This is a genomic window from Clostridioides sp. GD02367, assembly GCF_045900275.1.
In the GTDB taxonomy this organism is placed as follows: domain Bacteria; phylum Bacillota; class Clostridia; order Peptostreptococcales; family Peptostreptococcaceae; genus Clostridioides; species Clostridioides difficile_A.
Window position 1 is genome coordinate 62,595 of the sequence record NZ_JBJODK010000013.1, and the last position, 14,539, is coordinate 77,133.

At 27.1% G+C, this 14,539-nt stretch carries 10 protein-coding genes; 3 read left to right on the forward strand and 7 right to left on the reverse strand.

The features are described from left to right. Positions 1-217: 217 nt before the first annotated feature. Together Q3223_RS15505 and Q3223_RS15510 are read left to right on the forward strand one after the other, a co-directional pair. Positions 218-2,446, forward strand: coding sequence for a YhgE/Pip domain-containing protein (locus Q3223_RS15505; protein WP_176702481.1), 2,229 nt, complete (start codon positions 218-220; stop codon positions 2,444-2,446). Between the two features lie 197 nt (positions 2,447-2,643). Next, positions 2,644-3,213 (forward strand): TetR/AcrR family transcriptional regulator, encoded by a 570-nt coding sequence (locus Q3223_RS15510; protein WP_223152492.1) that lies wholly within the window; start codon positions 2,644-2,646, stop codon positions 3,211-3,213. Between the two features lie 57 nt (positions 3,214-3,270). Here the strand turns inward: Q3223_RS15510 and Q3223_RS15515 are convergent, their stop codons facing one another. Then, a complete protein-coding gene (locus tag Q3223_RS15515) occupies positions 3,271-3,570 on the reverse strand; it encodes a rhodanese-like domain-containing protein (RefSeq protein WP_223152493.1) in 300 nt (99 codons plus the stop codon). Positions 3,571-3,776: 206 nt separating this feature from the next. On the opposite strand from Q3223_RS15515, the gene Q3223_RS15520 reads away from it, so the two are divergent. Next, positions 3,777-6,821: a serine hydrolase gene (locus Q3223_RS15520; protein WP_407812170.1), complete on the forward strand. Its 3,045-nt coding sequence runs from the start codon at positions 3,777-3,779 to the stop codon at positions 6,819-6,821. 55 nt (positions 6,822-6,876) lie between these two features. On the opposite strand, the gene Q3223_RS15525 is transcribed toward Q3223_RS15520, so the two are convergent. The 6 genes from Q3223_RS15525 to Q3223_RS15550 form a co-directional block, all read right to left on the reverse strand. Further along, a complete protein-coding gene (locus Q3223_RS15525) occupies positions 6,877-8,151 on the reverse strand; it encodes a 4Fe-4S dicluster-binding protein (protein WP_407812171.1) in 1,275 nt (424 codons plus the stop codon). Positions 8,152-8,384: 233 nt separating this feature from the next. Beyond that, a complete protein-coding gene (locus Q3223_RS15530) occupies positions 8,385-10,946 on the reverse strand; it encodes an ABC transporter permease (protein WP_407812172.1) in 2,562 nt (853 codons plus the stop codon). Continuing rightward, a complete protein-coding gene (locus Q3223_RS15535) occupies positions 10,947-11,624 on the reverse strand; it encodes an ABC transporter ATP-binding protein (RefSeq protein WP_054269948.1) in 678 nt (225 codons plus the stop codon). 79 nt (positions 11,625-11,703) lie between these two features. Beyond that, positions 11,704-12,954 (reverse strand): sensor histidine kinase KdpD, encoded by a 1,251-nt coding sequence (locus tag Q3223_RS15540; protein WP_054269947.1) that lies wholly within the window; start codon positions 12,952-12,954, stop codon positions 11,704-11,706. Then, entirely contained in the window at positions 12,941-13,645 is a 705-nt protein-coding gene (locus Q3223_RS15545) for a response regulator transcription factor (protein ID WP_223152496.1), read from the reverse strand. Before Q3223_RS15545 ends, Q3223_RS15540 begins: the two co-directional genes overlap by 14 nt. A gap of 263 nt (positions 13,646-13,908) precedes the next feature. Then, positions 13,909-14,355 carry a hypothetical protein gene (locus Q3223_RS15550; RefSeq protein WP_054269945.1) on the reverse strand — a complete coding sequence of 149 codons (447 nt, stop codon included), beginning with the start codon at positions 14,353-14,355 and terminating at the stop codon, positions 13,909-13,911. Positions 14,356-14,539 lie beyond the last annotated feature (184 nt).

Genomic DNA, 14,539 nt, shown 5'->3' on the forward strand with positions numbered 1-14,539 from the left:
TATAAATATTTGTTTTATTATTAAATTTTATACTATACACTTTATAAATTATTTGTTTTTATTTCCTATATTTATATATATTTATAGCATACTATTATATATAATATATATGTATTAAAATTAAGACAAAACTTTAACTTTACTATTTGTGTAAAAAGTAATATAATTTAAAATTGATTATAAATCTAACTTTTTCTCTATCAAAATATTTTAGGAGGTGAGACATTTGAAAAAAACTAATAGTTTAAAAGAAGTTTTAAACTGGAATAATATCAAGAATTTAAAACCTTCAAATGGTTTAAAAAATATATTAGAAATTTTTAAAAATGACCTAAAAGATATACGTGGAAATTATGCAGTACTTGTAATAGTTGTCGGACTTGCTTTTTTACCTTCTTTGTATGCCTGGTTCAATATAAAGGCATCTTGGGACCCTTATGGAAGTACCGCTAATATGCTTGTAGCAGTAACAAATGAAGATAAAGGAAATGAAATAGCAGGTCAGAAGATTAATGTAGGAGACCAATTAATTGAACAACTTAAGGATAATAAAAGTTTAGGTTGGCAATTTGTAGATGAAAAAACCGCTCTTGAAGGTGTTAAAAAAGGTACTTATTATGCATCACTTAAAATTCCAAAGAATTTTACAAAAGATTTAACATCATTAATTACAGATGATGTTAAAAAAGGTGAAATTATTTATACAGTAAATGAAAAAATAAATGCAGTTGCACCAAAAATTACTGATAAAGGTGCTTCTACAATACAGTTGCAAGTTAATCAGACTATAGTGAAAACAGTAAGTGAAATTGTTCTTGGTATATCAAATGGAGTTGGTGCAGGAATTGAACACAGTCTTCCAAAATTAACAAAGGTTGAAAGTTCTCTTATCGACCTTCAAAAGAGATTCGACCATATAAATAAGACTGTTGATTTAGCCTCTGATGCTACTTCAAAGTTGTCTGATACAGTTAAAGATATTAAATCAGATTTACCTACAATTAAAAAGACTTTAAATGATACAAAACTGTTATCAAATGATTTAAAGAAATTCTTAGAGGATACAAATGATAACTTAGATGAACTTTCTCCTCTTATAAAATCTGATTTAAATTTAATGGTTGACCTTTCATCTTCTGCTTCTTCTCTTACACTAAATTTAATTGATGCCGTAAATAATGGAAGCGAAGATGTACCTAAGTTGATAGATAATTTATCAGAAAAGCTTTCTAATTTACAAGCTTTAAATGATACATTAGAAGACTTTTTAACTAAATTAAATCAGCTTACATCAAACCATCGATTGGATGATGTAATAGATAACTTAGAAGACTCTAACAATAAAATAGATTCTTCTATATCAACATTGAATGACATTAAAAACAAGGTTATATCTGGGCAACAACCATCTATAAGTGCATTAAATAACGTTTTAAGTTTATCAAATGGTATCGGAAGAATTAATTTAAATATTTTAAATAATTTTGATTCAAAAATATCAAAACCTATAAATAGCATATTTTCAAACAGTATAAAAGTAGCAAATGATATAATCACTGTACTAGACAAGGCAGAAGCAAAACTTCCAAAGGTTGAAGAAATACTGACTACTTCTCTAAGTCTATCAGGAAATGCACAGGAAAGTATATCATTAATAAGAGAAAAACTTCCTCTAGCAAAAGGAATGTTGGATGACTTGATTAATAATTTAAGTAAGATTAGTAATGGTGAAGATATGAAAAAATTAGTCAGCTTACTTGAAAGTGATATATTAACCAAGTCTAACTTCTTAAAGGAACCTGTTGAAGTGAAAACAGAAAAATTATATCCAATTGAAAATTATGGTTCTGCAATGACACCATTTTATAGTGTTCTTTCTACATGGGTAGGTATATTGCTTCTTTCTGCATTATTATCTACATCTGTACATGGAAACTATAAGCCATATGAAATTTATTTTGGAAGAGGTCTTACTTTTCTAAGTATAGCTCTTATTCAAGGCTTCATAATCGGAACTGGAGATATACTATTATTAGGAGTAACAGCAAAGCATCCAATTTTATTGATACTTCTGCTTATGTTTACTAGTATGGTATTTAACTTTATTGTTTATTCTTTAGTTTCTGTATTTGGAAATGTAGGAAAAGCAATTGCAATAGTACTATTAGTAGTTCAGATTGGTTCTTCTGGTGGTACATTCCCTATACAGGTTACACCTACATTTTTCCAAAGAATAAACCCTATAATGCCATTTACCTATGCAATAGGCGCTACAAGAGAAGCAGTAGGTGGTATATATGCTCCAAATTTAACTAAAGATATATTAGTTCTGTTGTTATTTATGATTCTATCTATTTGTTTAAATGTACTTCTAAAAGGACCTATAAACAGAATTATAAAACCATTCAATGATAAATTTGGTGATAGTAATTTAACTGGTCATTAAAAAATCAATTCTGTATTTAAATATATTTTTTAGAAATAGTACTTAATATTTACATTGAAGGTAGTAACTTCTCAGTTACTACCTTTTTTAACTTCAAAATTAAAATTTATTATGTAATTTAAATGACTGATATTCATTCATTGACTTTAAAAATTCCTTATGTTATTATGTACTTGAAATTATAAGGAGGATACTATATGGCACGTATTACTAAAGAACCAAGTGAACGTAAACAAGAAATTTTAGATACTGCAATAAAATTGTTTTATGAAAATGGATATGAGAAAACTTCTATAACTGATATTGCAAAACATATGAATGTCGCACAAGGATTATGTTATCGTTATTTTCCATCAAAAGAAAACCTATTTGACAGTGCTATAGACTACTATGCACAGACTTTAGTGGACAAAATGTCTACTATTATAGACAATGCAGATAAAACATTAAAACAAATTATTGAAGAAGTTCCTACATTTATTGATATAGAAACTGATGATAACCTTTACTATAAAGTATGCCATGGAGAAAAGAGTAAAAAAATTCATGACCAATTATCTTTAAAAATTTGTGAAAAACTTATTCCTATAGTAAAAAAACAACTTGAATTAGCTAACTCACGAGGAGAAATTAATGTCCCTGATGTTGACACAACAACATACTTTTGTGTATATGGTCAACAAGGTATATTATTGCGTAAAGATATTTCCAATAATGAAAAATCAGAAAAAATTCGTTCATTCCTAAGTTATCTTATGAACATCTAAATATATCCCTGCTTAATAAACAGGGATATATTCAGTATTCAATATAACTTACATAATTTAATTAAGATAATCAATTATTCCTGAGTTTAAATTATACAGATATTCAAATCCTTCCTCAGCTAATAAATTGCATGCAGTAACACTTCTATGACCACTTCTACAATAAACCACTACTTTCTTATCTTTATACTCATAAATTTCATCTATATTATTGATTAGCTCCTGTAAAGATATATTTATAGCATCTTCTATTTTACATTCTCTAAATTCATCTTTAGTTCTTACATCTAGTAATAAAATATCATTTTCATTTTTCATCATTTCTTTAAGTTGTTTCTTACTTATATTCTTGTACATATGTCTAAGATTCCTCCATTTTATTTGTATATGTTACTTATACCCTTTATTCTTCATACAGCAACAAATATTCTTTTTTATTTTTCTCAGCTATACAAAAAGGTATACTTATTAAAAATTTTTTATTAATAATAATCTGTTGATTTAAATAATTAAGAATGTTATGCTAATTATAAATTATTAAAAGGGAAAAGAGGTAGTGTAATATGTTTAAGCAAAGGCTCTCTAAATTATTATCTAGTACATTAGTATTGAGTATGTTATTTACTGCTGCTCCAAATATTACTTTTGCTGATAGTAATATAAAAGATAACTCGGAGAAATATCAAAGTTCTGACATAAAGCTAAATGATTATAGCAAAAACTCAGAATCTTATCCAAAAACTAAAGCTCTTGCTAAAGAGAAAATTAAAACTTTATTATCTAAGTATGGAATTGAAAATGCTCAATATGCTTTGATTGATAATGGTAAAATTGAGATTTCTGGTAATGGTGGAGTCTACAGTAGACAAGATAATAAAAATTTAACTAAGGATAATATGTATAATATTGCATCTATCAGTAAAATATTTACTACTACTGCTGTTATGAAGTTAGTAGAAGAGGGAAAAGTAAAATTAGATACTCCTGTTGTAAATTATATACCTGAGTTTAAAATGGCTGATGAGAGATACAAGGAAATCACTCCAAGAATGTTATTAAACCACTCATCAGGATTAATGGGAAGTTCTTTAAAAAATGCTCTTTTATTGGGAGACAATGATTCTTATGGTCACGATAGTTTCCTAGAAGAATTAAAGAAACAAAGATTAAAGGCTAAACCAGGAGCTTTTTCTGTCTATTGTAATGATGGATTTACTTTAGCTGAAATTTTAGTGGAAAAAGTATCTGGTATGCCATTTACTAATTTTATTTACAAGTACATAAGCAGTCCACTTAATTTACAAAATACAAAAACTCCAGAAGATAGTTTTGACAGCTCAAGACTTGCAAAAGCCTATGTACCTTATTTTGAAGATGCTGTACCACAAGATAATTTTAATACTATAGGTGCTGGTGGTTTATATTCAAGTGCAGAAAATTTATGTACATTTGCACAAACATTTATGAAAAATTCAAATGGTATTCTTTCACCTTCTTCAATAAAAGCTATGGAAAACAAAGAATATTTAAACGGTCTATGGCCTGAGGGAGAAGATTCTATACTTGGATATGGCTTAGGATGGGATTGTGTAAACACTTATCCATTTAATCAATATAACTTAAAGGCTCTTACAAAAGGTGGAGACTCTTTACTATTCCACAGTAATCTTACAGTTCTTCCAGATGAAAATATGGCAGTTGCAGTTGTTTCTTCTGGTGGAAGTAGTCAACTTAATGAAATAATTGGACAAGAACTTTTACTATCTGCTCTAAAAGAAAAAGGTAAAATTAAAGAAATAAAACCTGATAAAACATTCAGTAAACCACAACAAGTTAAAATGCCAAGTTATTTAAAAGAAAACAGTGGTCTTTACGCTTCTTCAAATATGATAAAAATTGACGTTAATGATAATGGTACTTTAACAGTGTCTTCTCCTTATCTAGAAAATGGACCTGAAGATAAGTATGTATACATAGGTCAAGATAGATTTGTATCTGAAAAGGGTAATAGTTGCTTAAAATTTGTAAAAGAAAAAAATAATATTACATATTTAAATATGAGCTCTTACGATGATGTCCCTGGATTAGGTCAAACGGCAAGTTTGTATTATGTAGCTCAAAGAGTAGATAATAATGATATATCAGATAGCGTAAAAGAAGCATGGAAAAAAAGGAATGATAAAGGCTACTATATAGTAGATGAAAAATATACTTCTCAACACTATATGTTTGGTTCTGTAAAAGCAGTTCTTGGTCTTTCTGACGGAACTCCTGGTTATATAGCTAATACTAAAATAGCAGATGAAAATAACTCAAATGCTTTTATAGAAATACCTGGTGTGATGGGACGTGACTTAGCTGATATTAAACTTCATAAAGAAAATGGTACAGAGTATTTAACTTTTGCCACACAGACATATGTTAGTGAAGATTCTATAACTAATTTACCATCAGAAAAATCTTTTACATGTGAGTTAGCATCTAATGGTTATGCAAAATGGTATAAAATTGGTGACGATATAGCAAATAAAAAAATAGAAGTTAATCTTCCTCAAAATTCGTCTTTTGCTGTTTATGATGATAAAGGAGTTCCTGTAAACTATTCTTTAGTTACAAAAAATAATAGAGTTAGATTGCCAAAAGGAGGCGTAATTGTTTTCTCAGGAAGTCCAAATGCTAAATTTGAAGTTGCGTACCAAGATGAAGTAAATGCAAGTACACTTACAGGAACTGATAGATATGAAACTTCTATTAAAATAAGTCAAGCAGGTTGGGAAAATGCTGAAAATGCAGTTTTAATAAATGACTCAGCAATTGCAGATGCTTTAGCTGCAACACCACTTGCATATAAGAAGAATGCTCCTATATTATTAACTGGAAGCTCTCAAATAAATGAAAAAACTTTGACTGAATTGAAAAGATTAAAAGTAAAAAATGTGTACGTAGTTGGTGGAGAAGCTTCTGTAAATGAAAAATCATTAGATACTATAAAATCAAATAATATTTCTGTATCTAGAATTTCAGGAAATGATAGATATCAAACTTCTATGAACATTGCTAAAGAATTGAATAATATTAGTAACATATCAAAGATTTCAGTAGTTAATGGTGAAAAAGGATTAGCCGATGCAGTAAGCATTGGAGCTGTATCAGCTCAAAATGATATGCCTATAATACTTACTAATGAAAACAGTAATATAGATGAAATAAACAACTTGTTTAAAAACAAAAAAATTGAGAAGTCTTATGTAATTGGTGGAGAATACACAGTTTCTAAAAATATAGAAAGTAAACTTCAAAATCCACAAAGAATATCAGGTAGCACTAGAAATGAAACTAATGCAAAAGTAATAAAAGAATTTTATAAAGATTCTAAGATAGACAACTTATATGTTGCAAAAAACGGAATCAATAAACAAGATGATTTAATAGATGGATTATCTGTTGGAGTTTTAGCTGGAAAAACTAAGTCTCCTGTAATATTAGTAGGAAATTTATTAGATTATAATCAAAAAGAACTATTTAAAACTATGAGATTTAAATCTGTAACACAAATTGGTGGAAATGGAAATGAGAATTCATTTAAACAAATCAAAGAAATAGCTTAACATGTTAAAAAGGGCTATATTTAAGTAATATTACTTAAATATAGCCCTTTTTTATCTATTTATCATTCATACTCAATAGTTTATCTAAATACACTGACTTTAATTGCTTACTAGCTAAAATCTTTTTAGCTGGTTCAAGTTTTAAGATGGCTGATAGTATAGCTCCCATAGCTCTATGACTAGCTAAGGCATTATTATCAAAAATTAGATTTTGTAATTGCCCTTTTTCAATTGCCATTAGAACTGCTCTATGTACTGAGTTTGCTGGAGTTATTATCTTTTCATCTCTCTTTAATAACATAATACTATTTTTATGGCAATTTCTAACACAAACTCCACAACCTAGACATCTATCCTCATCAATTTTTATATATTCTTTATCATTTTCCTTGACCTTGCTTATTGCATCTATAGGACATGCAGTTATACACTTTCCACATTTTACACAACTTTCATGGTTTATATTTGGTATAAAACTAGTTGTCTGTACTGGATGAAGATTTCCAAATCTTTTAGCTGCTACTAATGCCTCACAACAACAGCCACAGCAATTACATATAAATGTAACTCCTTTTCTAACATTTTCTCCACATTGAACTAAGTTATGCTCATATGCTTGATGAAGTAACTCTTTACATTCTACTTTATCTACACATCTTGCAAACTTATTATTTATTAAAGAATTTGCTACATTGTCAAATGTCATACATATATCCATAGGAGCATCACAAGCTTTGCCAACATGTTGCATTCTATGTCTACAGTAACACATACTTACACCTATATGAGTCGATTCATCGATTATATGAGTAGCTCTTTCGTAATCTAAAATACTAACTTCATTATCATTAGTCAAAACTTCCTCTTGAACATACACTCTTCCAAGCTTTGTTTCTGTTGAATAAAATAAGTCTTTAATAAAATCTTCCTCTACATTCATATATTGATAGTAAAGTTCTGCTAAAAGTTTTTGGTCTATATCATGTCTTGTTCTCATCATAGCAAACTCAAAAAAGCCAGCCATTGGAGGAGGCATTATATATTTTTTCCCTTTATTATCTTCTATATCTAGTATCAGAGCCTTACTTGCAAGTTTATCTAATACTCTATATGCTTCACTTTCACTTACACTCCAGATTTTAGCTGCTGTTTTTACTCTAAAAGGCTTTATTGGAAGCTGAGCTACTAATTTTGCTTCTTGTTCTGTATATAATACATTTAGTATTTTGTATAATGTATCTGATGGTGGAGCCCCTTGTGGAAACTTGTTTATTCTTTCCTCTAAACTTTTATACATGTTCTTAGCAGTTATATGAGAAATAGTAATCACCTTCTTTTTCTTTTGTTTTCCAATAAAATCAAATATTTATACTTATTTATAAATACTTTATCTAACCCCTTACCTTATATAATACCAATTCTTTCTAAATAGTTAAATACCTCTAGTAATTTATTTATTAGATTTCTTATATAAATAAAAAATCGTTCAATTTGTATAATAATAGTTTATACAAATTAAACGATTTTAATAATATTTTATATATTTAAAAATTACTTTTATACTTAGATACTTTCTCTTCTTATATTATCTATTATATTTTCTTTGTTCAATTTACTCATTGGTATATAAGCTGCTATAAAAGTTATTATAAAAACACTTACTATACATATAGCTATTGCTGCCCATGGTATGACAGGGGAAAACTCAATTACACCTGAAATAAGTTTATTCATAACTAGAGTCATTCCAATACCAATTGGTATCCCAAATATTAAAGACAGTATACCATAAATAAAACTTTCTAAATATATCATTTTTCTAAATCCATTAGGGGTAACTCCTATAGATTGTATTATAGCAAGCTCTCTTTTTCTTAGATTTATACTTGTACTTACTGTATTTAGTATATTTGTAACACTTACTAGAGATATCACTACTATAAAACCGTATACAAATATTTTGACAACTTTTAGATTTTGTTTTTCTTCTTCTCCTCCTACACTTTCATCATGGAAGTTAAAATTATTTTTATCAGCTAAAGATTCTATTTTCTTCTTAGTCTGAATATCTCCTCCTAAGTCGATAAATATAAGACTTTTATTTAATTTTAGACCTAAATTTTTAGCAACTTCATCATAAGTTATAAATTGCAAGCCCATATTTTGATATCCCATTCCTAAACGTTCTTCATCAGTTATCGCAAGAATTTTAATCTTCATTTTTTTACTTGAACCATTGTCATCAAGATATTCACAATTTAGTGTATCTCCAACTTTGTAATTAGTTAACTCCACTATCCCTTTCTTACCTCTAGATTCAAAGTAGCTTTTTCTAACTAGTATCACACCATTTTCTTTAATTGCTTTTTCCTTATCAAAAGAACCTTTTACTAAATTATTTGTTTTATTTTTTATTGCAAACTCTCCTGGAAAATTTAATTCATTATTGCTAAAGTCGTATTCATAACTATCTCCACTCTTATGTTGTTGATAATACTCCTTAATTAAATCCTCCTTGGATTTATTTATTTTATTTTCACTTACTTTTATAGACATAGATTGACCTGTTGCGAATTCAAAGTTCTTTATTTCAGGAATATCCTGTAGTTTACTTATGACATCATCAATAGGTCTAGCTGTACCCTTTGCAGTTAGATACAAATCATAGTTTCTTTGAGAACTTCTAATTTCCTCACCTCTTAACAAAAGCAATGTAAATCCACTAAAAGATATAAATATTATTATACTTATCATTAAAGAAAAAAGAGTCACTATGAATTTTTTTCTATTTCTTTTCATATTTTTATATGCAAGTACTCCTTCAGTCTTAAAAATAATTTTAATAAGCTTTGAATCTTTAACTTTTCTCACTTTATACTCTCCACTGTTCTTAATTATATCAAGTGGAGAAACATTAGAAGCTGCTATTGCAGGTAATAGAATTGATATAAATATTGTAAATAAAACTATTATTATACTAACAATAATTATTATTGGGTTATACACTATTTGTAAACTCATCTGTGTAACAATCGATTCTGTAAAATACTTATTTATGGTTTTAAATAATAAGTCTATAGCTATTGTTCCAGATATTAATCCTATTGGTATTCCAATTAAACTAATTATAATACCTTCTATAAAGACTAACCTTTTAATTTGGCTAGATGTAGCACCTATAGAATTTAATATGCCAAACTGTTTTTTTCGTTCAGTTATAGAAATACTAAAAGAATTATAAACTGTAGCAATCGTGCATATAATTACTAATATAGTTACTAATGCAATTATAGATTTTACAGAACTATTTATATTCTCATATTTACTGGCGCCTTGTAATCTCAATAAATGTTCATTGTATTTTACCATATCAGAAATTGATTCTTCATCTTTATTTGGATATATGTTTTTGCTTATTTTTTTACTTATTTTATACACATCTTTAGGATTTTTTACTGTTACTGAGATGTTCATTGCTCCTTTATAATCAATCATAGGATTAAAGTAAGTTATAGCAGTTGTAATCTCATCATAAAGCTCAAACCCGGGCTTTTTAATTATACCCACCAGTTTAAAAGTGCTATCCTTTTCATTTGCTATATAATCACCTTCATGAAATACCATGTTATCAATCTTTTTCTTATTTGAGTCAAACATGTCTCCTACTTTTAAGGTTATTTCGTCTCCTATTTTTAATTTATCATCCATAAGATTAATAACATTTTCACTTAGAACAATTTCTCCTTCTTTAGATGGCAATCTACCTTCTTTTATAGAAATTTGATATCCCTCCATGGCATTTTTATCATACTGTTTTATACTTAATATACCATTCTCACTATTTTCCAATTTAGAATATCCAATTTGCTTAGTAAATGCATGTTTTTCTATTTCAGCTGATTTTGTTACATATTCCATATTCTTTTTGTTTACATCATGGAATGTAACATGAAAACTTCCATCATTTTTTATAGTTTCTCTTACTTGATAATCCATGAAACTTTCAAATATATTTCCTATACCACAGATTAAAGCTGTTGAAAGTATTATCCCAATTATAGTTACAATAGTTCTTCTTTTATTTTGTTTTAAATATCTAATAGTTAGTGATGTATATAAATTCATCTACATCACCTCATCACTTTTTATAATTCCATCTTCTATACCTATAATTCTATCAGCCTGAAGTGCTATGTCTTTATCATGAGTTATCATTATTAGAGTCTGATTGTATTTCTTTACTGACAGTTTTAATAATCCTAGTATTTCTTTTGAATTTTTACTATCTAAATTACCTGTTGGTTCATCTGCCAACACTATAGAAGGTCTATTAATCAAAGCACGTCCTATAGAAGTCCTTTGTTGTTGACCCCCTGATAACTGGTTTGGAAGATGTTTTTCTCTATCGTTTAGACCTAATGTTTTCATCAAATCATTTAAATATTCTTTGTCAATATCTCTATTGTCAAGTTCTGCTGGAAGCAATATGTTTTCCTTTACAGTTAAGACTGGAATTAAGTTATAAAATTGATATATAAGACCTATATTTCTTCTTCTAAATATTGCTAAATCTTTAATTTTCAAATTATAGATATCCACATCATTTATATAAACCTTACCACTAGTAGGTCTATCAACACCTCCTAGCAAATGCAATAATGTACTTTTACCACTTCCACTTGGACCTGTTATCGCTATAAATTCACCTTTTTCAATTGATAAGTTTACATTTTTTATAGCATCAACTTTTGTTTCATTTTTACCATAACTTTTAGTTAGATTTTCTACTCTTAAAATTTCCATGGCTACCTCCAATATTTATATTCTATACTTCATATATTAGACTTTAGCTATTACTATAAAGTGAATTAAATATTACAGATTAGTCACTATTATCAGCATACATTTTATGAAATATTATATGGAATTCTGTTCCTTTTCCTTTTTCACTATTTACATAGATATCTCCATTTTGGCTTTCTATTATGGATTTTGACATTGCAAGACCTATACCTACACTATCTTCTTTTGAACTACTCTTTCCTCTATAAAATCGTTTAAATATATGTGGTATATCTTTTTTATCTATTCCCTCACCATCATCTTTTATTATTAGTTCAGAAAATAATGGATTTTCTTTATATGTCATACTTATATTTCCAAATTCAGGAGTATGCTCTATACAATTTTTAATTATATTCACTAATGCTTCCACAGACCAATCAATATCACCAATATAAGATACATTATCATTTCCTTCTATAGTTAATTTTTGATTTTTAATTTCCATAGGTATTTTCATTGGTTGTATTGCTCTATGTATAAGTTCACTAAATTTTATCTTATCTTTTTTAAACTTTATCACTTTTGCTTCTACTTTTGATAGTTTAAGCATACTTTTAATCAACCAGTCCATTCTATTTAGTTGATTCTTTATCTTATCCAAAAAATCAATTTTTACTTCGCATGGTATATCATTATATAACAAGTCATTCAACATTATTAAAGAAGTCATAGGAGTTTTTAATTGATGTGATATATCAGAGATTGTATTATTTAAAAATATTTTTTCTGATTTTAAAAGTTCAACCTTTTCATTAAGAATTGTCGTCATCTTCAATAGTTCAGTTTTTAAAAGACCTACCTGACCTTCTTGATTTTTATTTTTCATATCAAATGGTTTTCCTTCTGAACTATAGTAAACATACTTAGTCATATCTGATAAATCATTGTACATTACTTTAAAATAGCTAACAACCAATATAAATATTAAAATAAATATTATACATACCAAGATTATATTTATTTTTATCGTATCTAAAACTAATTTAGAAATTATAGGCTCAGTGTTTATTTTAATAGATTTATCATAATTATACTTACTTAATATTTTCTCTCCATAGTCTATATTTCTTATAGACTTTCCTTGAGTTATTATATCTACTATCTCTCTTTCTAAATTTGGATATTTACTAGACAGTGTTCCTATTATAGCTTGATTGTTTTTTACAATCATACCTTTAGTTATATTCATATTGATTATACTAAACCCAATAGATATAGTAATAGCAACAAACATCAAAACAATATACTTACTAAAAAACCTCTTCACTTCTGGATTATATAGAAACATTATTTTCACTTCCTATCCATTTATAACCAAGGCCTCTTACAGTTTCTATGTATATTGGCTCACATAAGTCATCACCTATTTTTTCTCTAAGTCTTTTTATATAAACAGTTAGAGTATTATCATTTACAAAATCATATGTTACATCCCAAAGTTTTTCCAATATTTGAGTTCTACTTAAAACTGTATTTTTATTCTGTATAAGAATTAGAAGAAGTTTATATTCAACTGATGTCAGAAATATTTCTTTTTCATTTTTATATACTCTAGCTTCTAATGTATATATATTTAACTCCCCAAATTTAAGCATTTTTTTAGCTTCTTCTGAAGTATTGCCTTTTCTTCTTAAAACAGCTTTTATTCTAGATATTAGTTCTCTAATTCTAAAAGGCTTTGTTATATAATCATCTCCACCCATATCAAGACCCATTACAATATTTACTTCTTCATCACAAGCAGTCAAAAATATTATTGGAATTTGAGAGAATTTTCTTGTATATTGACACAATTCATAACCAGTTCCATCTGGTAATGTCACATCCAAAAGTATCATGCTATATTCATTAGAAGAAATCATTTCTTTTCCACTTAATAAGTCCTTTGCTATATCTACACTAAATCCTTCTTGCTCTAAAGCATACTTTATTCCAAAAGATATAGTACTATCATCCTCAACTATTAATAACTTTAACATAACTATTTCCTTTCTTTTCATTTTGATTTTAAATTATTTACCTATACAGTTTTTATTATACACAAATACCTTATATACTAAAATATATCTAAAATTACAAAATAGTCACAAAGGGTTATTAAAGCTTACAAAAACAAAAATGTAAGTTATTACTTAACTCTCATAAGAATAATACTAATTTCTTCAAGTTAAGTTACAACTTACATTTTAGAAACTTTAAGTTAAATAATCTAATATAACTATTTAACTATTTAGAATATAATTTATTCTTCATCATACTTCTTATATTCTTCTTCTTTGTAAATATTGTCTTTTTTATCGTCTTCATGTACATCAATATCATTCTTTATATCTTTAACACTATTTACATATTGCATCATTTCTTCCTGAGATACATGTGGACAATTTTCACAATTTATTCTTCTTGAATTAAATTCTTTTACTTTTTTTTTTAATTCTTCATATTCATAATCCTGTTTTTTGTCTCTACAATCACAGTCATAATCAAATTCGTCATACATATAGTCATCATAGTCACTATTTCTATAATAATTTGTATCAACCATTTGAGAATTAGATTTACGATTTTTTACCATCTTATATACAGCATATGCACCCACACCTGTAAGAACTGCTCCTGTGAACATCATTGGTTTACTCATTCCATCATCTTTTTTATGCATTTGTCTTTTCATTAAATATGTTAACATATTTTTTTCTCCTTTCTAATTTTTATTTATATCTATAGATAGTATCTGTATTATTTTGATAAAAATTAGGTTATTTTTAAATTACAATTTTTACAAATATAAATTTATATTTTGTGTTCGATATTATTTTTTATGTTATACTATATGTATAACAGTCTTTTTCATTTATAAAGCATAATGGAGG